We start from the raw sequence: 21,917 nt of genomic DNA on the forward strand, positions 1-21,917 counted from the left end.
TCTATGTTTATATTCCTTGTGAGGTGGATATTGTTGCAACTTCATGTATTGAACAGTCCGTTTAGCCAGGAGCAGGCAGAGTTACTCAATCAGCTGCTTCCGACTTTAACAGATCAGCAAAAAATTTGGCTTACTGGTTATTTATCAGCGCAGGCAACGCTTGCCGGCTCAGAAGCTGTCACTCCGGCGCCTTCTGCCGCAGCATCTGCCCAGCCTGTGAGCAAAGATGTGACCGTGCTTTATGGGTCGCAAACAGGCAATTCCGAAGGGTTAGCAAAAAAGACAGCCCAGCATCTTGAAGAGAAAGGCTTTCAAGTGACGCTCTCTTCTATGTCCGATTTTAAACCGAATAATCTGAAAAAAATAAACAATTTACTGGTCATTGTCAGCACACATGGCGAAGGAGATCCGCCGGATAATGCCCTTTCGTTCCATGAATATGTTCACGGCAGACGTGCGCCGAAGCTCGATCATTTAAGCTTTTCTGTCCTTTCATTAGGTGACAGCTCATACGAATTCTTCTGTCAGACAGGAAAAGAATTTGATGAACGCTTCGAAGAACTTGGCGGTACTCGCCTGTTTGACCGAGTGGATTGTGACCTTGATTATGATGAGCCGTTTTCAGAATGGCTTCAAGGTGTTGCCTCTTCTTTGAGTGAAGGTGAAGCTGTATCACTGCCGCAAGAATCAGCGGGAGCCAACAGTACGGCCGTTTCTGAATATTCAAGAACGAATCCTTTTTATGCTGAAGTTCTTGAAAATATCAACTTAAATGGGCGTGGATCTAATAAAGAAACACGTCACTTAGAGCTTTCGCTTGAAGGTTCAGGTCTCGTGTATGAGCCAGGTGACAGCCTTGGCATTTATCCGACAAATGATCCTGCGCTTGTCGACGAACTGATTCAAACATGCGGGTGGAATGCAGAAGAATCCGTCACCGTTCATAAAAATGGAGACACTCTTCCTTTAAAAGAAGCACTCACCTCGCATTTTGAGATCACGGTTTTAACAAAACCACTTCTTCAAAAGATCGCTGAACTGACAAAAAGCGAATCCTTGCATACCCTTTTAGAAGAAGGAAACGAAGAAAAACTGAAAGAATATATCGCAGGTCGGGACCTAGTAGATGCGGCTCGTGATTTCGGTCCTTTTGAAGGAACCGCCGCAGATTTCACGTCCATTTTAAGAAAAATCCCTGCACGCCTTTATTCCATTGCAAGCAGTCTCAAAGCAAATGACGAAGAGGTTCATTTGACGATAGGGGCTGTCAGATATGATGCGCACGGCAGAGAACGCCAAGGTGTCTGTTCGATTCTATGTGCAGAGCGCCTGCAGCCAGGTGATACGTTACCTGTTTATATTCAGCACAACCAAAACTTTAAGCTTCCTCAAGATCCAGATGCACCGATCATTATGGTAGGACCAGGCACAGGCATCGCCCCTTTCCGTTCATTTATGCAGGAACGTGAGGAACTGGGTGCAAACGGAAAGTCATGGTTATTCTTCGGTGATCAGCATTTTGTGACGGATTTCTTATACCAAACAGAATGGCAAAAGTGGTTAAAGGATGGCGTCTTAACGAAAATGGACGTGGCTTTTTCAAGAGATACTGAGGAAAAAGTATATGTCCAGCACCAAATGAAGAAACAAAGCAAAGAATTATTTGAATGGCTTGAGCAAGGTGCTTACGTGTATATTTGCGGAGATGAAAAGCATATGGCGCATGATGTTCACAATACCCTTCTATCCATCATTCAAGAAGAAGGTGCGATGAGCAAAGAAAAAGCAGAAAGCTATCTTGCCAACTTACAGCAGCAAAAACGCTATCAGCGTGACGTTTATTGATTTGATGCTTGAAAGAAAGGAGCTTTTACTTACATGGTGAAGACAGCATTAACAGCGCCGGATGGACCTCCGAGCGACGTAGAGGAAATCAAAGAAAAAAGTGATTATTTACGGGGTACGTTAAAAGAAGTGATGCTTGATCCGATTTCAGCGGGAATTCCGGATGATGACAACCGTCTGATGAAGCATCACGGCAGCTACTTACAAGACGATCGTGATCTGAGAAATGAACGACAAAAACAAAAGCTTGAGCCTGCCTATCAATTTATGCTGCGTGTCCGTCTGCCTGGCGGAATCGCCACATCTAAGCAGTGGCTTGTGATGGATGAGCTTGCTCACAAATACGGAAACGGTACGTTAAAGCTGACTACTCGTGAAACCTTTCAGCTTCACGGTATTTTAAAATGGAATATGAAAAAAACCATTCAAGACATTCATTCTACTATGCTTGATACAATTGCTGCTTGCGGCGACGTGAACCGGAATGTCATGTGTACATCAAACCCATATCAATCAGAAGTGCACCATGATGTATACGAGCTGGCGAAAAAATTAAGTGATGACCTGCTCCCACAAACAAGAGCCTATCATGAGATTTGGCTTGATGAGGAAAAGGTTGCGGCAACGCCAGATACGGAAGTTGAACCGATGTATGGTCCGCTTTATTTGCCAAGGAAATTCAAAATTGGTGTGGCGGTCCCTCCTGCTAATGACATTGATGTTTTTTCGCAGGATCTAGGCTTCATTGCCATTATCGAAAACGATCAACTGGTCGGTTTTAATGTCGCAATTGGCGGCGGAATGGGTATGACGCATGGTGATACAGCGACTTATCCGCAGCTTGCAAAGGTCATCGGCTTTTGTACACCTGAACAGGTCGTAGAAATTGCCAAACAAGTCATCACCATTCAGCGTGACTACGGAAACCGTTCCGTGCGAAAAAATGCCCGCTTTAAATATACGGTGGACCGCCTTGGTCTTGAGAATGTAAAAGAAGAGCTTGAGCGCCGTCTTGGGTTTACTCTTTTAGAGGCAAAGGATTATCACTTTGATCATAACGGTGACCGTTATGGCTGGGTAAAAGGCATCAATGGCAGATGGCATTATACGATGTTTGTGGAAGGCGGACGCATCACAGATTATGATGATTATCCGCTGATGACAGGCATCCGCGAAATCGCCAAAGTTCATACAGGTGACTTCCGTTTAACCGCCAATCAGAATTTAATCATTGGGAATGTGACAACTCATAAAAAGAAACAAATCGAACAGCTCATTCAGAAGTTTGGTTTATCAGACGGCCAGCAGCACTCTGCCCTGCGCCGCAGCTCAATGGCTTGTGTATCTTTGCCAACTTGCGGCTTAGCGATGGCTGAAGCAGAGCGCTACCTTCCTCGATTGATTGATAAAATCGAAGACATCGTTGAAGAAAACGGATTAAGTGATAAAGAAATCACCATTCGAATGACTGGTTGTCCAAATGGCTGTGCTCGTCATGCGCTTGGAGAGATTGGATTTATCGGAAAATCACCTGGTAAGTATAATATGTATCTTGGTGCCGCATTTGATGGCAGCAGATTAAGTAAATTATACCGTGAAAATGTGGGTGAGGAAGACATTCTAAAAGAACTTGGCTCTATTCTCCCCCGCTACGCAAAAGAACGAGAAGAAAATGAACATTTCGGCGATTTTGTCATTCGGGCAGGGATTGTGAAAGAGACAACAGATGGAACGAATTTTCATGTGCAATAAAAAAAGACAGGAACCATCCTGTCTTTTTTATTTTTTCTGTTTCTTATTCAAGTATTCGGTCAGACTCTTATATACATCTGGATTGTCTAATGAAGATAGATCGGGTGAAGGCTGATCTTCATACGCCCCTTTAAGTAAACGTCGTACGATTTTTCCATTCCTTGTTTTCGGCAAAGCTGAAATGAGATGAACTTCTTTTGGTGTGAGCGCTTTTCCGGCATGTGAACCAACATGGGCTGAAAGCTCTTGGATAAGGGCAGCTTCTTCAAAAGCATGCGGACTGGTCACGATGAAACAGACGAGCGCCTCCCCTTTCACCTCATCCTTTACCCCAATCACAGCGGCTTCATGCACGGCAGGATGCCAGGTAAGGATGGATTCAATTTCAGCTGGCCCGATGCGTTTCCCTGCTGTATTAATGACATCATCCGATCTGCCGGTGATGTGGAATTCTCCGTCCTCTGTTTGCATGACCCAATCTCCGTGTGTCCATACACCATCAAATCGTTTGAAATACGTATCTTCATAACGCTCCGGTTCGTTCCAAAAACCACATGTCATGCCGACCCATGGCTTTTTCACCACAAGCTCCCCTACTTCATTCATCACGCTTTGCCCAGCTTCATTGTATACATCTGCCGCCATTCCTAAGATCGCCGCATTAAAGAGAATCGGTTTGATGGGGCGAAGCAACGTACTGCCTACAATGCCACCAGAAACCTCGGTTCCTCCTGAATAATTTAAGATTGGAATGTTCTTTTGACCAATGATGTGAAATAACCATTGCCACGGAGCTTCATTCCATGGTTCCCCTGTAGAAATAATGGCTTTGACATGCGATAGTTCGACCCCATCAATCGTTTGCTGCATCGCAGAACGAACAAATGTAGGGGAAAGTCCAAAATGAGTGACTTTCTTCTCGTGGATGAATGACCAGAGCTGCTGCTCATCTGGATAATCGGGAGCGCCGTCATATAAAACGATGGCAGCTCCATTGATCAAGCCGCCAAAGACGAGGAATGGCCCCATCATCCAGCCCATATCAGTCAGCCAAAACAGCCGGTCTCCTTTTGCCACATCCATACATAGCCCAGCATCAAAAGCTGCCTTTATCGGAAAGCCTGCGTGTGTATGAACGGCTCCCTTTGGTGTGCCGGTTGTGCCTGACGTATACAAGATCATCAGCGGGTCTTCATTTGTGACATAGATCGCGCCGGTGAACGGCTGTTCTTTTAACAAATCATTCAGCAGGACATCGTCCTGATATCCGGTATGAGAGGAAGTGTGCACAATCACTTTTTGCACAGTTGTGGTTTTGTTGATGGCATTAGCCACACATTCCCGCATGTTGATCGTTTTCCCTCGCCGCATCATTTCATTCGCTGTGACGACAATGGATGCGCCTGACGCACGAATGCGTACAGCGAGTGGCTCGCTTCCATAGCCTGAGAAGACTGGGCTGAAAATAACACCAATCTTTGCAAAGGCAAGCATGACGGCGACCGTTTCTGGAAGCATTGGCATATAGATGATGGCTACATCCCCTTTTTGAAGTCCTTCTTTCAAAAAGCCAGCTGCAAGACGGCTCACTTTCTCTTGAAGTTCGAGAAATGACCATTTCTTTTCTTCACCGGCTTCATTGCTCCAAATGATGGCGGGCTGATGCCTCGTCTCTTCTTTTTCTGCCCATTTGTCCACAGCCGTTTCGGTGATGTTTAGTGTGCCGCCCTGATACCATTTCGGCCACATCAATGAGTGGTGACCTAATGCCGCTTCATATGGTTTTTTCCACTGAATGCCGACTGCCTTCTCCGCTTCTCTCCAAAACCAGTCTGTGCGATCAATACTGGCTTGATAGAATGAGTCATACGTAGAAAAACCAAGAGATTTCATCCACTGATACAAACGTGTTTTTTGGCACTGCTTTTCTTCCGGTATCCATTCTGGTTTCAGGTTGATCATGAGGTCTGCCCCCTTTAGACCGGATAGACCGGATGTTTTCGTTTCGTAAATGTCATGTCTTTCGATGAATAGGCTACTAATCTATGACAAAGTTCCGTTCTGAGACGGTCAAATGGGATGACGCCATCGACAATCATTTCAGAGGCAAGCTCATAGATATTCATATCTTCCTGGTATTCCTTCCGTTTCTCTTGTATAAATGAAGCCCTCTCTTCGGGAGGGAGTTCTGCAATTTTATTTGCATAGACGGCATTTACAGCGGCTTCTGGACCCATCACAGCGATTTGCGCCGATGGAAGAGCGAGACAGCAGTCTGGCTCAAAAGCAGGGCCTGCCATTGCATATAGTCCTGCTCCGTATGCTTTACGGACGATGACGGATATTTTCGGAACGGTCGCTTCTGACATAGCGGAGATCATTTTTGCCCCATGACGAATAATGCCGGCTTGTTCCACTTTTGTTCCAATCATAAATCCTGGTATGTCCGCAAGAAAGAGCAGCGGGATATGAAAGGCATCACAGAGCTGAATAAACTTGGCGGCTTTATCAGCTGAGTCGTGGAATAATACGCCGCCTTTGACTCTTGGCTGATTGGCAATGAGACCGACAGGCTGACCGTTCATTCTGCCAAAGCCGGTGATTAACTCTGCGGCAAACAGCTTTTTGATTTCAAAAAATGACCCTTCATCAATCAGTAAATCGATGAGTTGATACATATCAAATGGGGTATTCTGGCCTTTAGGGATTAAGTCTTGGATAGTGATTTCAGATGGTTTAGGTGCTTTTGCTGCTGTCGTTTTTGGTTTTTCTGTATAGTTGGCAGGCATATAGGTTAAATAATCACGTGCAATTTGAATGGCCTCTTCCTCTGTTTTGGCTAATATATCTCCGCATCCAGAAATGCTACAATGCATTTTCGCACCGCCCATTTCCTCAAGCGATACTTTTTCACCGATCACCATTTCAGCCATTCGCGGCGAGCCTAAATACATAGAGGCATTTCCTTCGACCATGACGACAATGTCACAAAAAGCAGGGATATACGCACCACCGGCTGCAGAAGGACCGAATAGTAAACAAATTTGAGGAATGCGCCCAGACAGCTTGACTTGGTTATAAAAAATGCGCCCTGCTCCTCTTCTGCCTGGGAACATTGCGATTTGATCGGTGATTCTTGCACCCGCTGAATCGACTAGATACAGCATAGGACAATTGAGCTTCTCGGCCGTTTCTTGAATTCGAATGATTTTTTCTACTGTTTTGACGCCCCACGATCCTGCTTTAACCGTAGAGTCGTTTGCCATGACACAAACAGTCTGCCCATTCATACGCCCGGTTCCGGTGACGACACCATCTGCTGGTAAATGTTCATCTTTGCACTCTGCAAACATGGCATCTTCAATGAAAGAATCCTCATCTAATAACAAATGGAGGCGGTCACGGACAAATAATTTTCCTTTTTCTTTGTTTTTTTGATGGTAGCGTTCTGCCCCGCCCTTTTCAATTCGTTGTTTTTTTAATTCATATTCTTCGATCATAAACATTCCCCTTTCTTGCTATTTCCCTCTGTAATAAGGCGTTCGTTTTTCTTGAAAAGCCTTGAGACCTTCTAGTCGATCTTCTGTATGAATAAGCCGCAGATAAGCTTCGTATTCTTTCGTCAGCCCTGTTTGTAAATCGTGATCAAGGCTGGATTGAATGGCTTGTTTTGCTTCTTTTAAAGCGATCGGTCCATTTTTGGTGATTTGTTTTGCGAGTGTGATGGCATCATTCATCAGTGAATCGGCTGTAGAGATACGTTCAATCAGCCCAATTTGAACGGCTTCTTCTGCTCGTAAAGAAGTGCCTGTGAAGATCATTTCTTTCGCTTTCCCGGGTCCGATCAGGCGCGAAAGTCTTTGTGTGCCCCCTGCTCCCGGCAGGATAGCTAGTCCTGTTTCCGGCAGGCCGAGCGCTGCACCCGCTCTTGCGATGCGGAGATCACAGGCGAGCGCGAGCTCAAGACCTCCGCCAAGTGCGTGTCCGTTTATCACGGCAATGACAGGAACAGGCAAAGATTCAATGTCTGTAAAGGTTTGCTGAATGGTCAGAACGGCTTCTTTCGCTTCTTGTTCTGTCATCAATCGCCGTTCTTTTAAGTCTGCTCCTGCGCAAAAAACTTTAGCGCCAGCTCCTGTCATGAGCAAACAGCGGATGTTTGCATCATGTTTGATTTCTTGAATCGTTTGGTTGATTTCCTCTAGCATAGCAGCGGAGAGAGCATTGGCTTGTGCTGGTCTATTTAATGTCATGATGCCAATGTGATCTTGTATTGAAAAATTGATCAATGAAGTCATGTGATTCACCCTTTATCAAGTAGTGTGAGACTGAAAAGCGCGTAAACAGTGACTTGGCAGGGTTCGATCCACTTTTGCTTCAATCCATTCAGCCGCTTTAATCAAGCGAGGAAGGTCGACATTTGTTTCGATCCCGAGTTTGTGAAGCATGTGCACCACGTCTTCTGTCGCCACGTTTCCGCTGGAGCCAGGTGCATAAGGACAGCCGCCAAGCCCCCCGCTAGAGGCATCAAATATGGTGATGCCGGCTTTTAATGCTGTATAAATATTGGCAAGCCCCATTCCTTTCGTATCATGAAAATGAAGTGCGATTTTATCAGCAGGAAAGCGTTCAAGTAAAAGGTCTAACCGTCTTTCTACTTGCAGCGGATGGGCTTCCCCAATGGTATCCCCAAGTGATATTTCATCAATGCCGAAGGACAGCAGCTGTTCCGTTAATCGCAGCACTTGGTCCATCGGCACTTGTTTTTCATAAGGACATCCAAACACGGTTGAAATATAGGCCCGCGTTTGCCGTCCTTCTGCTTTTAAATCGACTGTCATTTGTTTGATCACAGGCAATGTTTCCTGTATAGATCGATTCATATTCTTTTTGTTATGTGTCTCACTCGATGAGATAAACATAGCCCCTACCTCAAGGTTTGCTTCAAAAAAATGAGCTAATCCTTTTTCATTTGGGATGAGTGCGGCATAGGTGATATCCTCTTTTTTGTTTAATGATTGGGCTAATTCTTTGGCGTCTTTTAAGGCTGGAACCCATTTCGGATGAACAAATGAGGTGACTTCAATATAAGGAAGATGGGCTTCTTCGAGTAAATGGATCCATGTTCGCTTCTTCATTGTGTCCAGCCAAACGGATTCATTTTGTAGTCCATCGCGCGGGCCGACCTCTCTAATGAACACATTTTTTGGTAATGCCATGCGGCTTTCCCCCTATTCTGTCAGCTCTAAAAGTACCTCTCCCTCGTCAACAAATTCCCCCTCCACCTTATACACTTTACTGATTACACCTGCTTCTTCTGCAACAATGGGAATCTCCATTTTCATCGATTCTAAGATGGCGACTTCCTGTCCTTTTTGCACATCATCACCCTGTTTCACAAGAAGTTTCCACAAGTTTCCGGCCATTTGTATCGTGACAGTTTTCATGAACGGTTTTCCTCCCTTTTTTTCATCAGATAATCGGTTGTGATGCGGCCATGTAAAAAGGCAGTTGATTCGGCCATTTCCTTTAAAAGCGGTACATTGGTTTTGATCCCTTCTATTTCATATGCTTGTAATGCTGCTTTTAATCGTTCTATGGCGAGTTTTCGAGTATCACCGTACACAATCATTTTCGCAATCATTGGATCGTAAAATGGGGTAATGACACTTCCGCTCGTGACGCTTGACTCATGACGGATATATGGGGCATCAGGTGTAGAAAGCCGAGTGATCGTGCCTGGCGAAGGGTAAAATGTCACAGGGTCTTCAGCGTATATTCTAACTTCAATCGCGTGCCCAATTTGATGAATATCCTCTTGGCTGAAGGACAGGGGCTCTAATGCGGCAATTTTTAGCTGCTCCTCGACAAGGTCAATCCCGGTAATTTCTTCTGTGACCGGGTGTTCTACTTGCAATCTCGTATTCATTTCTAAGAAATAAAATTGCTGGTTTTGATCGACTAAACATTCAATTGTGCCCGCATTTTCATACCCAATTGCTTTGGCAGCTTTGACGGCCATCTGTCCCATTTGCTGTCTCACCGTTTCTTCAAGACAGACGGCTGGTGCCTCTTCAACAATTTTCTGATGTCTTCTTTGGAGTGAACAATCTCTTTCAAATAAGTGAACGCCGTGACCGAACGAATCAAAAAGAACTTGAATTTCGATGTGCCGTGCGTGTTCAATCACCTTTTCCATGTATAAAGTTCCGTCTTGAAAGAAACTTTGTGCTCTTTTTTGATTTCCTTCAAACGCTCGATGCAGTTCTTCGTCGTTGCGGACGAGCTGCATACCAATCCCGCCGCCACCGCTCGATGCTTTTAGCATAATGGGATAGCCGAGTGTCTGTGCTTTATGAACACCTTCGTCTGCATCATGGAGTGGGGCTGAAACACCAGGAACGATTGGGATGCCCGCTTGTTCCATCGTTTTTCTCGCTTCAATTTTATTTCCCATCTGCTGAATGACTTGTGCAGATGGTCCAATAAAGGCAATGCCTTCACTCCGGCAGCGTTCAGCAAATGCCGCATTTTCTGATAAAAGACCATACCCTGGGTGGATAGCATCAGCATTTGTTTGTTTGGCAACCTTAATGATCGCTTCCATGTTTAAATAGCTTTCAGAAACTTTAGCGCCGCCGATATAATAGGCGCTGTCTGCTTCTTGCACATGAAGTGCATGCTGATCAGCCTCTGAATAAACGGCAACGGTTTTGATTCCGAGCCGTTTACATGTCCGAATCACTCTACGGGCAATTTCGCCTCGATTGGCGATCAATACTTGTTCAAACATCGCTGCCTTCACTCCTTTATTAGATCAAGCGCCTGCTTTTTCAAGCGGAATTTCTGAATTTTGCCTGAGGCGGTCATTGGGTACTCATCTGTAATGAAAAAGTATTTCGGGATTTTGTAGCGTGCCATTTGCGACTGACAATAGCTCGTTAATGTCTCAATTGAGACCGACTTCCCTTGTTTCAGCCGAATGAATGCGGCTGCTTCCTCGCCGTATGTCTCGTCAGGAATACCAACGACCTGTGCGTCAAGAATGGCAGGGTGAGTGTATAAGACATCCTCAATCTCTTTTGGGTACACATTCTCTCCGCCTCTGATGATCATATCTTTGAGCCGGCCTGTGATTTTCACATAACCGTCATGATCCATCTCAGCTAAATCCCCTGTGTGAAGCCATCCGTCCTCATCAATGACTTCATTAGTTGCTTCTTCGTTTTTATAATAGCCCTTCATGACATGATAGCCTCTTGTACAAAGCTCTCCTTGCTGTCCTCTTGGCACTTCTTCTGATGTCCCTGGTAAAGCAATTTTGACTTCAATTTGAGGAAGCGCACGTCCGACCGTTTGAACGCGTCTTTCAAACGAATCATCGGTTCTTGTTTGGGTAATGACGGGGGAACTTTCGGTTTGACCATAGGCAATCGTGAGCTCTCTCAGTCCCATTTTTTCAATGACTGCTTTCATGACATGGGATGGGCAGAGTGAACCGGCCATAATCCCCGTTCGTAATGTGGACAGGTCATAGGAGTGGAAATTTGGATGATCAAGCTCTGCGATGAACATGGTTGGCACACCATGAAGAACGGTGCATTTTTCTTTTTCTACTGTTTGAAGGACTCGTTCTGGATGGAAAGATTCAAGTGGGATGATCGTTCCCCCTTTTGTGAGACAAGCAAGTACACCAAGAACAGAGCCGAAGCAATGAAAAAACGGTACTGGGATACACATACGGTCCTGCTCTGTTAATTTCATACAATCTGCGATCTGACTCGCATTACAGACGATGTTTGTGTGGCTGAGCATGACGCCCTTTGGATAGCCGGTTGTGCCTGAAGTGTACTGCATATTAATAACGTCATCAGGCGTGAGCTCATTCATTCGCTTCTCCCATTCATGATCTTCGGTTCTTTTGGCTGCCACTTGAAGACGATCCCAGCTGAGCATACCGTTTGGTACATGCTGACCGATATAGATACATCTTTTTAAATAAGGAAATTGTGTGGAAGTGATCTCCTCTTGATGAGCGGTTTGAAGTTCTGGAATTAGCTCTTCAAGCATGTTGACATAGGACGTTTCTTTAAAGCCGTCTACAATAAACAACATTTTGCTGTCAGAATGCTTGAGTAAATAGGCGAGTTCCTGTGATTGAAAATTGGTATTCACAGTGACAAGAACAGCACCAATGGAGGCGCAGGCAAATTGAAGAATGAGCCATTCAGGTATATTTGGTGCCATAATGGCGATGTGATCTCCCTTTTGAACCCCTAATGCCATGAGACCTTTACCTGTTGCCTTGACCTCTTGATAAAACGCTTCGTACGAATAACGTAAAGAACGTTCTGGGTAAACAATGGCTTCATGTGCTGGATGCTGTTCTTTTTTTTCTCTTAATAGGGAGCCAATCGTTTGCGGGTGAATCGACATCATTGCTTTCCTCCCTTATGTGTAGTAAGCGTTTTCATTAAGGTATTACGCTAACAACTGTCTTGCGATCACGAGCCGCTGAATTTCAGAGGTTCCTTCTCCGATTTCCATGAGCTTGGCATCTCTCACAAGCCGTTCAACACCGCATTCTTTCATATAGCCTGTTCCGCCATGAATTTGGACAGCATCAAGACTTGCTTTTGTCGCCATTTCTGAAGCAAACAGTTTGGCATAGGCCGCTTCTTTTGTAAATGGTTTGCCTTGATCTTTCAGCCAAGCGGCTTTCCAGACCATTTGTCTTGCAAGCTCTATTTGCATCGCCATATCCGCCAGCTTAAACTGAATGGCCTGGAAGGATGAGAGCGTCTTTCCAAATTGCTTTCTTTCTTTTGCATAGGAAAGTGAAGCATCAAGTGCAGCTTGTGCAATTCCGACAGATAAGGCTGCAATGGAAATTCGTCCGCCGTCTAATGTATATAAAAATTGCTTGAATCCTTTCGATTTGTCTCCCAATATATGATGCGCTGGTACACGCACTTCGTCTAAAATGATTTCAGCCGTATCTGAACCGCGAACCCCCATTTTGTCATATGGATTTGTAATTGACAGTCCCTTTTGCCCTTTCTCCACAATAAAGGCGGAGATGATCGGACGTCCGTTTTCATCATGATCTGTCACAGCGGTGACAATAATCGTTCTGGCATAATTGGCATTTGTGATCCAGCACTTTTCCCCACTGATGACATATTCTTGTCCGTCTTTAATGGCTTTTGTTTTTGTTCCTTTTGCATCTGATCCGGCGTTTGGTTCTGTTAATCCGAAGGAGCCAAGCGCTGTTCCAGAGGCTAATGGAACAAGATGGTCCATCTTTTGCTCCTCCGTGCCGAAGTAATAAAGTGGACTTGCGCCTAAGGAAACCGCTGCGGCATAACTTAGACCTGTACTGGCACACTGCTTGCCAATTTCCTCGACTGCCAGTGCATACGAGATCGTATCTCCTCCAGAACCTCCATATTTCTCTGGAAAGGGTATACCCATAAAACCGAGCTCCCCCATTTTTTGAAATGTGTTCACCGGAAATGCTGCCTGTTCATCAACAGTTTGAGCGTGTGGTGCAATTTCTGTCTTTGCAAATTCTTTGACCATCTGACGGATCATTTGCTGCTCTTTCGTTAATTCAAAATCCATTTTGCTTCCCCCTTTGGCGCTTTTCTATCATATTTATTATTGAAATAGCTGCTTCATGCCAAGCTTGATTGAATTCAGAAAATTAAAATAAAAATAGAGAAAGCAAAAAAGCATAAACGGAGGAAACCCCTCATTTATGCTGTCTTTGTTACTTTACTGTTTTTGTAGAAGGTTTGCTTTCATGATGAAGGCGATTGAGTGCCGTCACTTTATAGGTATAGCTCTTCTTTTGATTTGCTAAAATGTCTTTCGTTTGTGTGAAGGAACCTGTTTCTTTTCTGACCGTTTGCACAAATTCGTATGTCCCTTTATGCGACAATCGATAGACTGCATAATAGGATGCACTAGAGCGCGGATCATTTTGTATCTGTAAAACTGCACCATCCTCTGTCTTTTTCACCGATTGAATGATTGGTTTTTTTGGCGCTTTTTGATGAAGCCATGGCATCTCTGGTATGAGAGCCGGTTTGCTATAGGTTTCTTCTATTAATCGTTTCTTTACATTCAAGGGATTCCGATTGATATCTTTCAGACTAAAATGCATGCTTCCTTGTACGAGCTGTGACTGCCTGTTCAGCTCGATCTGGCGAAAATACTCCTCGGGATCAGACCAAGCAGGATCACTGTTTTGATTGATTTTATACGTCGCTTGGCCAATGTACAAGTGAACAGGCTGCCCCTTCACTTCATTTGACCACCATTTCGTCAGCACATCATAGGCAGCGGGCTGAAAGCCAATACTCCAATAAATTTGCGGGGTGATATAATCAATATGGTGCTGCTGTATCCATTCTCTTGTATCAGCATACAAATCATCATAATTGGTCATCCCTGCAGTTGTGTTTGAACCGGTTGGGTCATCTTTTATGTTGCGCCATACACCAAATGGGCTAATACCAAATTTCACATACGGTTTTTCTTTCTTAATGGTGTTATTGATCTGCTTCACTAGCTCGTTCACATTATCCCTTCGCCAATCTTCTATATGAGTGAACTTCTTCCCGTAAGTTTCATACGTTTCTTGATCTGGAAATGGCACACCAGCGATTTTATTCGGGTAAAAATAATCATCCATATGCACCGCATCAATATCGTAGTTTTTCACTACTTCCTCTATCCCGTCAACAATGAAGTCCTGAGCATCAGGAATGCCTGGATTAAAGTAAAGCTGATTTCCGTAGGCGATGGTCCAATCAGGGTGTGCTTTTGCAGGATGATCGGCTGATAACCGGTTGAGATCGGTATGATTCATGGTGATTCGATAAGGGTTAAACCAAGCATGAAATTCAAGGCCACGTTTATGTGCTTCTTCTATCATAAATTCAAGCGGGTCATATCCAGGGTCTTTCCCTTGTGTACCAGTCAAATATTCAGACCATGGCCCGAATTTCGATGGATAAAAGGCATCTGCTGTTGGTTTAATTTGCATGATGACGGCGTTCATATTCATCGCTTTGATGTCGTCTAACAGTTGAATGAACTCTTGTTTCTGCTCATCTGCGGGCAGTCCTTTCTTTGAAGGCCAATCTAAGTTATAAACTGATGCGATCCACACTGCACGCATCTCTCTTGTGCTCTCAAGCTTCCCTTTTGGCATCGAACGAGCTAGACTGCTAGACGGAATCAATAAGAAGACACCCATGAAAACTAGTGTCAGAACCGTCATACTGATCTTTTTCAGCATGTTTTGCATCACCTCATATTAAGTTTATTCTGCGTTTTGTGATGGAATGCCAGCAGATGGTGTAAGCAAGATGTTTTTTACTTTAAGCAGCTGAGCTTTAGGGACGTCGCAGGCTTCTACTAAATACCGCTCTGCATTTCCGTATGTATCCATCATCTCATTCAGTACATCTTCAAGATAATCTTGCTGCACACCGAGCAGGGGCTGAATTTGTTCTTTTGACACCCGATATAAACTCATCATGCGAACAAATCGTTCTTGTCTTTTCACTAGCATTTTCACGCCTTCATTGGAACGCATGTATTCACTTAAAACGGTATGCACCGGCACACCCGCTGCTAATTGAATAAGAGCAGATAAAAAGCCTGTACGGTCTTTTCCGCTTGTACAGTGTAGCATAAGCGGATAATTTTTTTCATCGGACAGTAATGTAAACAATTGCTGAATCTCTTTTTTTCGCTCATAGAGCATGCTTTGATATACTTCTTTCATGATCGGTGTAAAGGATAGAGATTTTCCTTCTGCTATTAGCATACGAAACATGGTCCATTTGCTAGGCATCATGCTGTCAGGCTGCATAGGGATATGAACAATTTTGTCATGCTCCATGATCTTTGGCGGGTGTGATTTTCGTTCTGAGCTTGTACGCAGGTCACAAATCGTTTGAATTCCAAGTGTTGAGAACGTCAATATGTCTTGCTTCGTGAGACGTGATAAATCGGCAGATCGATAAATCATTCCTTGTTTGATGACCATCTGATCCGTTGTTTGGAGTCCCCCTACTTCTCTAAAATTTGCAAGCTTTGAAAATTGTATGTTGTGCTGATTCATAGAAGTGAAAATCCTTTCTATCCTCTTTTCTCTATCATACGCTTTTATGAAAAATGAGAAAAGATAAGAGAAAAAGATCATTCGATTCTCCCATGTTGATCAGTGACATCTTTTACGTGGAATTATTGTTATAATAGAATCAGCATATTCGTATTGATTGGAGATTGTAGCATGATAAAAACAAAACGTATTCAGCAAATAAAAGAGTATGTATTTGACCGGGAATCTGCCTCTCTTGATGAGCTTGTGACGCATTTTGGCGTCTCAAAAAACACCATACGCCGAGATGTACAAGCATTGGTAGAATCCGGCGTGCTAAAGAAAGTGTACGGCGGCGTCGCTGTGAATCACTCAACATTGGTGGTGTATCAGGAGCGAAAGACTCGTCAGCTGAGTAAAAAACAATTGATCGGACAGGCTGCCGCTGCTTTTGTTGAACATGGTGATATGATTTTTGTTGATTCTGGTACAACGACACTGGAGATGCTTCCCTATTTGAAGGAGAAACGGATTACCGTTGTGACAAATAACGTGGATTTCATTACACAGGCTATGCCTTATGAACAGCTCACCATCTTTTCAACCGGCGGTATGCTAGAGCGAAAAACAAATTCTTTCGTTGGTTATCAAAGTGTTGAGCGCCTAAAAGCATACAATGTCAATAAAGCATTTATTGCGTCAACGGGTTTATCCATTGATCATGGCGTGACGAATTCCTCCCCGCTTGAGACAGATATTAAAAAAACGCTTGTTGAAAAAAACGCCAAAACCTTTTTATTAGTCGATGATAGTAAGTTTGACCATTATGCCTTGACCACGTTTTGTGACTTAAAAGACATAGACATCGTCGTGACGAATGAACAACCAAATGAAGATTACCTTCAATATGGAAAAGAGCATGATGTGAAGTTTGTCACGCCTTAGTCCAGAGCAAAAAAGCCAAGCGCCAATGTTTTGGCTTTTTTCTTATGCGCAAAAGAGTGAAACGGCGAAGTGTTGGTTACATTATGATTGTACATTTAACACATGTTTGGAGGTTGACCTGATGCCGTTGTTACGTTTTGACGTGATAGAAGGCCGTTCAAAAGAGGAATTAAAAAAACTGCTGGACACTTGCCATGAAGCAATGGTTGATGCCTTTGGGGTACCTGAACGAGATCGCTATCAAATTGTTCATCAGCACCGCCCTGAAGAGATGATCATTGAAGACACTGGGCTTGGTTATCCGAGAACAAAGGATCTTGTTGTCATTAGTGTTGTCAGTAAACAGCGGACGAAAGAACAAAAGGAACAGCTTTATGCACAAATCGCAGAACGTATAGAAAAAGAATGCGGAGTTGCCAAGACGGATGTGATGATTTCCATCGTGGAAAATGGAGACGCCGATTGGAGCTTCGGGATGGGTGAGGCTCAATTCATAAGAGGATTGCTCTAAAAAACGGCTCAGGAATGTGAGCCGTTTTTTGATTCATTCATTTTCAAGCTGCATGAGCAAGTTGAATAAATAGCGGTACACTGCTGAGATCACACCAATTAAAGGCGTATCTTCTTTGATGTCTTCTAGTTCAAGAAGCGGAATGTTGATATCAAATAATCCGTCTTGTCCATTAAATTGAAGCTGAGCACCATTTAATGTTGAGAGCATCTCTTTTAGTAATCCAGTATCTTTTTTAGGACGCTTCAATCCGAATAACACGGTATACGTCTGAAATACTTCATCCCATTCTATGGCAAGTCCGTCGGCTCTCACCACATCAAACCACTTCGACTCGATATAAATGAATTCTTTTTGTTGTTTTTTTAAGTATGTAAGAGGTGTATTTAAAAAGGAAGCATTTTCTGTTTGAATCATTTCCTCCGATTCCTTGTCCACTCGTTCTATATAAACATCTGCAAAGCGTGCTTCTTCTGTCATTTTTGCCCCTTCTAGCGGCCAATTTTGACTTGCGGCTTTGTTATATTCAAAGTCGGTGAGCGCCTGCCCTTCTTTCAATAAATCTTGTAAGCGATTTTGCAGTGACATGACTGTATCTCCTTTCATCTACTTCATATGCGTTTTTTATTTTAGCATAACACATGAAAAGAAAGATATGCCTGAGCATATGATGGTATGATAGTGGAAAAAGAAACATCTCGGAGGGGACCGTTTTGCTCACAATGACACTGGCAGAAAAAATCGTAGATGAGGTCAAAAAGGTACTGACGGAAGAAATCATCATCACACAAACAAACGGTACCATTATTGCTGCAACAGATCCAGCACGCATTGGACAATTTCATGAAGGAGCATATGTCACATCCTTAGAAGGGCAGAAACGAATTCTCACAAAGGATGATGTGCTGCAGATGAAAGGCGTCAAAGCCGGTATCAATCTGCCTATTTATTTCAAACAAGAAGTCATTGGGGTCATTGGAATGACAGGTGATCCTAGGCATGTCTCCCCTTTTGGCGACATTTTACGTAAAATGACGGAGCTGCTCATTCAAGAGCATGAATTCTTTCAAGAAACGGAAACAGATGAACGGCAGCTTGAAGCCTTTGTATTCGATTGGCTTCATCTGCCAGAGACAGCTGTTGGTATGACCGAGAAGGCGCAGCGGCTTGGCTTTGATGTCAACAAGCAGCGTGTCGCTATTCTCATTGATTGTCAAGACGAATCGTTTATGAAGCAGGATCAATACAAACTGATGAAGGACAAATTGCACCTCACCAATCAGGAGATCATTGTGCGCTGGGGGCATGCACGTTTTTTGCTCATGCTACAAGCCACACCAGATGGTCGAGAAACATGGCACAAGCGCTTGTTCCATATTCATGCTGCGCTCACAGCGCTGTCACCATCGAGGATTTTAATGGGGGCAGGAAAACCAGCAGCTTCTCATGTCATGAAGCAGTCCTTTCATCAAGCTTTTCGCGCTTTAAAATTGGCGCATGCTGAAACACCCATTGTGTTTGATGAAGATTTGACGCTTGAACTTTTTATGGAGGAAATCAGTCAGGAAACAAAAGATGCGTTTCTTGATCGAACGATTGCGTCCCTTTTCCCCTATCCTGAACTAGTGAAAACATTGCGGGTTCTCATCGCTTCGGATTACTCATTGAAACATACAGCAGAAACTATGCATGTCCATATTAATACACTTCATTACAGATTAAAACGGATTCAGGATTTAACGACACTTGATCCAAAGCGCATGCAAGATGCGATGCTTTTTTATTTGGCCTTGCTGCTTTTAGATCATGATACAAAAAATACGATAAAACAGCCTGATATTTTGTAGAATCGTCTATAGTCATGTGGCGGTTCTTTTTTTATACTTGTAGAAACGAGACGTTAAATGAGCGGGAGTGATTGTATATGCTAGATTCAGAATTTTCAAATCAATTAAAAGAGATTGTCGGTGCGCCCAATGTCCAAGACAGCAAGGCGGATCGTCTTGCCTACTCTTATGATGCGACACCAAATTTTCAACAGATGCCAGATGCCATCGTGACACCTCGCACGGCAGAAGAAGTGCAGCAAATTGTGAAACTGTGCGCCTCTTACAAGGTGCCGATCGTCCCAAGAGGCTCAGGGACGAATCTGTGCGCAGGAACATGCCCTACTCAGGGCGGATTGGTGATTCTCTTTACTAGAATGAATCAATTATTAGAAATAGACGAAGAAAATTTAACCGCAACGGTGCAGCCTGGCTTAATTACGCAGGAATTGATTCATCAAGTAGAGGCAAAAGGTCTCTTCTACCCGCCTGATCCAAGCTCTATGAAAATTTCCACATTAGGCGGCAATATTAACGAAAATTCAGGGGGACTGCGGGGGTTAAAGTATGGAGTAACAAGGGATTATGTCCTTGGGCTTGAAGTGGTTTTGCCAAATGGTGATATCATCAAAACAGGCGGAAAGCTTGCAAAAGATGTCGCTGGCTATGATATGACTCGATTGTTCGTTGGTTCAGAAGGAACACTCGGGATTGTCACAGAAGCGGTGCTAAAGCTCCTGCCGCTTCCAGAAACGAAACAAACAATGCTTTGTTTATACGAAAGCCTTGAAGAAGCTGCGACTTCTGTATCGGCCATCATTGCTGAGCGTATCATTCCTGCTACATTAGAATTTATGGATCAGCCGACCCTTGAAGTCGTTGAAGATTTTGCAAACATCGGCCTGCCCACCGACGTTCAAGCTGTGTTATTAATTGAACAGGACGGCAACCCTGAAGCTGTTTCTCGTGATATCCAAAAAATCGCAGAAGTCTGTGAGCAGCACGGGGCTAAAAGCGTCAAGATTGCACATTCAGAAGAAGAGGCAAGTGCGCTCTTAACAGCGAGACGCTCTGCTTTATCTGCCCTCGCTCGATTAAGTCCTACAACGATTTTAGAAGATGCTACCGTTCCCCGGTCTGAAATTGCCAATATGGTTCGTGCAATCGAAGACATTGCACGAAAGTACGAGGTGAACATTTGTACGTTTGGTCATGCAGGTGATGGCAACTTACACCCCACTTGTGCGACAGATGCAAGAAATGAAGAAGAAATGAAACGTGTAGAAGCTGCCTTTCAGGCCATTTTTGAAAAAGCCGTTGCACTTGGCGGCACCATTACAGGCGAACATGGCGTGGGTCTCATGAAAGCCTCCTATTTGGAGCTGAAGGTCAAAAAAGAAGGAATCGCTGCCATGAAGGCGATTAAACAGGCACTTGACCCGGCAAATATCATGAACCCAGATAAAGTGTTTGGAAAAGCCTCAAGAAAGCGAGTGGTGGTCTCATGAGTTCTTCTTCTAAGCAAAAAGAGATCCAGCAGCAGTTTCAGGAGCAAATGGATGAAAAGGAGCTGCTTAATTGCATGCGCTGCGGATTCTGCCTCCCTTCCTGCCCTACCTATATTGAATCTGGACAACAAGAAACGCACTCTCCTCGGGGCCGAATTGCGTTAATGAAAGCTGTAAGAGATGGCGTCATTGAGCCAGATGAAGATGTTGAACATTCCCTTAATCTTTGTCTTGGCTGCCGTGCATGTGAACCAGTCTGCCCTTCTGGCGTCAAGTATGGACAGTTGCTAGAAGATGCCAGAGACATTATTCAACAACATAAAAAACAATCATTTCCTGTCAAATTGATGAGACGTGTTGTGTTTAAAGGTCTCTTTCCGTCACAAAGTCGTATGCGACAAGCTGCTAGTTTTCTTCGATTTTATCAAACATCTGGACTGCAAACAGCCGCCAGGAAGACGCGCATACTGAAGGTGCTTCCCTCCCATTTACAGTTGATGGAACAGGCACTTCCAAATGTACCGCCTCAAAAGAAAAAACGTTTGAATGAATATAAAGCCATTGGTCAGGCAAAAAAACGGGTGGCGTTTTTTACTGGCTGTTTAATGGATACAGTTTTCTCAAACACAAACAAAGCGACCATTCATCTCTTGCAGCTGGCAGGCTGCGATGTGATCGTTCCTCCTATACAAACGTGCTGCGGCGCGCTACATGGTCATAGCGGAGAAAAAGACCAAGCAAAACAGTTAGCCAAGCGGAATATTGAAGCATTCGAGGAAACAGATGCCGATGCGATCATCATGAATGCAGGCGGCTGCGGTGCCTTTTTAAGTGATTACGATCATTTGCCTCAGGATGACCCAGATTTTCAAAAACGAAGTAAAGCTTTCTCACAGAAAATAACAGATATATCAAGTATCCTTGTAGAGCTGGAGTTTCACCGCCGCGTGCCACTGGTTTTGCCAGCGCAAGTGATCACCTATCAAGACTCCTGTCATTTACGAAATGGGATGAATGTACAACAGGCGCCGAGGGTGCTCATGAAAGCCATTCAAGGGGTAACGTTTAAAGAAATGAAAGATGCCGGCCGCTGCTGCGGATCTGCAGGAATCTACAATATCTTGCAGCCAGACATGTCGATGCAAATTTTAGATCATAAAATGACGGAAGCGAGCAACACAGCTGCAGCTGCCATTGTGACGTCGAATCCAGGCTGTCAATTACAAATGGCAGCAGGCGTCAAAAAGGCAGGACATATGCCTAGCATGAGAGCGATTCATCTGGCTGACTTTTTATTAGAAGCCGTTCAATATGGAAAAAAAGCGTCCAGCTCATGAAGCTGAACGCTTTTTTTATGCATATCTTCAGACGATTGGTTGGATAATAGAGGAAAATCGCGGAAGGAGATGGTT

The 21,917-nt window shown here is 44.0% G+C and carries 18 protein-coding genes; 7 read left to right on the top strand and 11 right to left on the bottom strand.

The window, feature by feature from the left end; all coding sequences use genetic code 11:
- Window positions 1-33: 33 nt before the first annotated feature.
- Entirely contained in the window at window positions 34-1,845 is a 1,812-nt protein-coding gene (locus tag NSQ17_RS09415; protein ID WP_342468063.1) for an assimilatory sulfite reductase (NADPH) flavoprotein subunit, read from the top strand.
- 33 nt (window positions 1,846-1,878) lie between these two features.
- Window positions 1,879-3,597 (top strand): assimilatory sulfite reductase (NADPH) hemoprotein subunit, encoded by a 1,719-nt coding sequence (cysI, locus tag NSQ17_RS09420; protein WP_039167852.1) that lies wholly within the window; start codon window positions 1,879-1,881, stop codon window positions 3,595-3,597.
- Window positions 3,598-3,624: 27 nt separating this feature from the next.
- Here cysI and NSQ17_RS09425 read toward each other — a convergent pair whose 3' ends face one another.
- The 10 genes from NSQ17_RS09425 to NSQ17_RS09470 all read right to left on the bottom strand — a co-directional run bounded on the left by NSQ17_RS09425 (window position 3,625) and on the right by NSQ17_RS09470 (window position 15,817).
- Complete coding sequence (locus NSQ17_RS09425) at window positions 3,625-5,559, bottom strand: AMP-binding protein (protein ID WP_327855587.1); 1,935 nt, start codon at window positions 5,557-5,559, stop codon at window positions 3,625-3,627.
- Window positions 5,560-5,573: 14 nt separating this feature from the next.
- Entirely contained in the window at window positions 5,574-7,097 is a 1,524-nt protein-coding gene (locus NSQ17_RS09430) for an acyl-CoA carboxylase subunit beta (RefSeq protein WP_342468064.1), read from the bottom strand.
- An 18-nt stretch (window positions 7,098-7,115) separates the two neighbouring features.
- Window positions 7,116-7,895 carry an enoyl-CoA hydratase gene (locus NSQ17_RS09435; protein WP_047947138.1) on the bottom strand — a complete coding sequence of 260 codons (780 nt, stop codon included), beginning with the start codon at window positions 7,893-7,895 and terminating at the stop codon, window positions 7,116-7,118.
- Window positions 7,896-7,910: 15 nt separating this feature from the next.
- Window positions 7,911-8,816: a hydroxymethylglutaryl-CoA lyase gene (locus NSQ17_RS09440; RefSeq protein ID WP_342468065.1), complete on the bottom strand. Its 906-nt coding sequence runs from the start codon at window positions 8,814-8,816 to the stop codon at window positions 7,911-7,913.
- A 12-nt stretch (window positions 8,817-8,828) separates the two neighbouring features.
- Window positions 8,829-9,044 carry an acetyl-CoA carboxylase biotin carboxyl carrier protein subunit gene (locus tag NSQ17_RS09445; protein WP_309173023.1) on the bottom strand — a complete coding sequence of 72 codons (216 nt, stop codon included), beginning with the start codon at window positions 9,042-9,044 and terminating at the stop codon, window positions 8,829-8,831.
- Entirely contained in the window at window positions 9,041-10,390 is a 1,350-nt protein-coding gene (locus NSQ17_RS09450) for an acetyl-CoA carboxylase biotin carboxylase subunit (RefSeq protein ID WP_041507175.1), read from the bottom strand. Before NSQ17_RS09450 ends, NSQ17_RS09445 begins: the two co-directional genes overlap by 4 nt.
- An 8-nt stretch (window positions 10,391-10,398) precedes the next feature.
- Window positions 10,399-12,036: an AMP-binding protein gene (locus tag NSQ17_RS09455; RefSeq protein WP_025207461.1), complete on the bottom strand. Its 1,638-nt coding sequence runs from the start codon at window positions 12,034-12,036 to the stop codon at window positions 10,399-10,401.
- A 42-nt stretch (window positions 12,037-12,078) separates the two neighbouring features.
- Entirely contained in the window at window positions 12,079-13,221 is a 1,143-nt protein-coding gene (locus NSQ17_RS09460) for an acyl-CoA dehydrogenase family protein (RefSeq protein ID WP_039167867.1), read from the bottom strand.
- A 148-nt stretch (window positions 13,222-13,369) separates the two neighbouring features.
- A complete protein-coding gene (locus tag NSQ17_RS09465) occupies window positions 13,370-14,905 on the bottom strand; it encodes a family 10 glycosylhydrolase (RefSeq protein WP_342468066.1) in 1,536 nt (511 codons plus the stop codon).
- A 24-nt stretch (window positions 14,906-14,929) separates the two neighbouring features.
- Entirely contained in the window at window positions 14,930-15,817 is an 888-nt protein-coding gene (locus NSQ17_RS09470) for a tyrosine-protein phosphatase (protein WP_017367392.1), read from the bottom strand.
- 90 nt (window positions 15,818-15,907) lie between these two features.
- On the opposite strand from NSQ17_RS09470, the gene NSQ17_RS09475 reads away from it, so the two are divergent.
- Window positions 15,908-16,660, top strand: coding sequence for a DeoR/GlpR family DNA-binding transcription regulator (locus tag NSQ17_RS09475; protein ID WP_342468067.1), 753 nt, complete (start codon window positions 15,908-15,910; stop codon window positions 16,658-16,660).
- A 121-nt stretch (window positions 16,661-16,781) separates the two neighbouring features.
- The gene (locus NSQ17_RS09480; protein WP_047947144.1) at window positions 16,782-17,171 is read left to right on the top strand and encodes a tautomerase family protein; all 390 of its coding nucleotides are present in this window, start codon (window positions 16,782-16,784) and stop codon (window positions 17,169-17,171) included.
- A gap of 33 nt (window positions 17,172-17,204) precedes the next feature.
- Here the strand turns inward: NSQ17_RS09480 and NSQ17_RS09485 are convergent, their stop codons facing one another.
- A complete protein-coding gene (locus tag NSQ17_RS09485; protein WP_342468068.1) occupies window positions 17,205-17,759 on the bottom strand; it encodes a branched-chain amino acid aminotransferase in 555 nt (184 codons plus the stop codon).
- A 125-nt stretch (window positions 17,760-17,884) separates the two neighbouring features.
- Here NSQ17_RS09485 and NSQ17_RS09490 point away from each other — a divergent pair, with 125 nt between their 5' ends.
- From NSQ17_RS09490 to NSQ17_RS09500, 3 genes are all read left to right on the top strand, one after another.
- Complete coding sequence (locus tag NSQ17_RS09490; protein WP_342468069.1) at window positions 17,885-19,018, top strand: sugar diacid recognition domain-containing protein; 1,134 nt, start codon at window positions 17,885-17,887, stop codon at window positions 19,016-19,018.
- Window positions 19,019-19,095: 77 nt separating this feature from the next.
- A complete protein-coding gene (glcD, locus tag NSQ17_RS09495; RefSeq protein ID WP_342468070.1) occupies window positions 19,096-20,505 on the top strand; it encodes a glycolate oxidase subunit GlcD in 1,410 nt (469 codons plus the stop codon).
- Window positions 20,502-21,842 (top strand): (Fe-S)-binding protein, encoded by a 1,341-nt coding sequence (locus NSQ17_RS09500; protein ID WP_342468071.1) that lies wholly within the window; start codon window positions 20,502-20,504, stop codon window positions 21,840-21,842. The genes glcD and NSQ17_RS09500 overlap by 4 nt, the downstream gene beginning before the upstream one ends.
- The last annotated feature ends 75 nt before the right edge of the window (window positions 21,843-21,917 follow it).

It is taken from the genome of Bacillus sp. FSL W8-0629 (genome assembly GCF_038593225.1).
GTDB classification, from domain to species: domain Bacteria; phylum Bacillota; class Bacilli; order Bacillales; family Bacillaceae; genus Bacillus; species Bacillus altitudinis.

Excerpts from the sequence above, each read along its gene's own strand:
- cysI (WP_039167852.1), top strand. The coding sequence starts at position 1,879 with ATGGTGAAGACAGCATTAACAGCGCCGGATGGACCTCCGAGCGACGTA.
- NSQ17_RS09425 (WP_327855587.1), bottom strand. The coding sequence starts at position 5,559 with ATGATCAACCTGAAACCAGAATGGATACCGGAAGAAAAGCAGTGCCAA.
- NSQ17_RS09430 (WP_342468064.1), bottom strand. The coding sequence starts at position 7,097 with ATGATCGAAGAATATGAATTAAAAAAACAACGAATTGAAAAGGGCGGG.
- NSQ17_RS09435 (WP_047947138.1), bottom strand. The coding sequence starts at position 7,895 with ATGACTTCATTGATCAATTTTTCAATACAAGATCACATTGGCATCATG.
- NSQ17_RS09440 (WP_342468065.1), bottom strand. The coding sequence starts at position 8,816 with ATGGCATTACCAAAAAATGTGTTCATTAGAGAGGTCGGCCCGCGCGAT.
- NSQ17_RS09445 (WP_309173023.1), bottom strand. The coding sequence starts at position 9,044 with ATGAAAACTGTCACGATACAAATGGCCGGAAACTTGTGGAAACTTCTT.
- NSQ17_RS09450 (WP_041507175.1), bottom strand. The coding sequence starts at position 10,390 with ATGTTTGAACAAGTATTGATCGCCAATCGAGGCGAAATTGCCCGTAGA.
- NSQ17_RS09455 (WP_025207461.1), bottom strand. The coding sequence starts at position 12,036 with ATGATGTCGATTCACCCGCAAACGATTGGCTCCCTATTAAGAGAAAAA.
- NSQ17_RS09460 (WP_039167867.1), bottom strand. The coding sequence starts at position 13,221 with ATGGATTTTGAATTAACGAAAGAGCAGCAAATGATCCGTCAGATGGTC.
- NSQ17_RS09465 (WP_342468066.1), bottom strand. The coding sequence starts at position 14,905 with ATGCTGAAAAAGATCAGTATGACGGTTCTGACACTAGTTTTCATGGGT.
- NSQ17_RS09470 (WP_017367392.1), bottom strand. The coding sequence starts at position 15,817 with ATGATCTTTTTCTCTTATCTTTTCTCATTTTTCATAAAAGCGTATGAT.
- NSQ17_RS09475 (WP_342468067.1), top strand. The coding sequence starts at position 15,908 with ATGATAAAAACAAAACGTATTCAGCAAATAAAAGAGTATGTATTTGAC.
- NSQ17_RS09480 (WP_047947144.1), top strand. The coding sequence starts at position 16,782 with ATGCCGTTGTTACGTTTTGACGTGATAGAAGGCCGTTCAAAAGAGGAA.
- NSQ17_RS09485 (WP_342468068.1), bottom strand. The coding sequence starts at position 17,759 with ATGTCACTGCAAAATCGCTTACAAGATTTATTGAAAGAAGGGCAGGCG.
- glcD (WP_342468070.1), top strand. The coding sequence starts at position 19,096 with ATGCTAGATTCAGAATTTTCAAATCAATTAAAAGAGATTGTCGGTGCG.
- NSQ17_RS09500 (WP_342468071.1), top strand. The coding sequence starts at position 20,502 with ATGAGTTCTTCTTCTAAGCAAAAAGAGATCCAGCAGCAGTTTCAGGAG.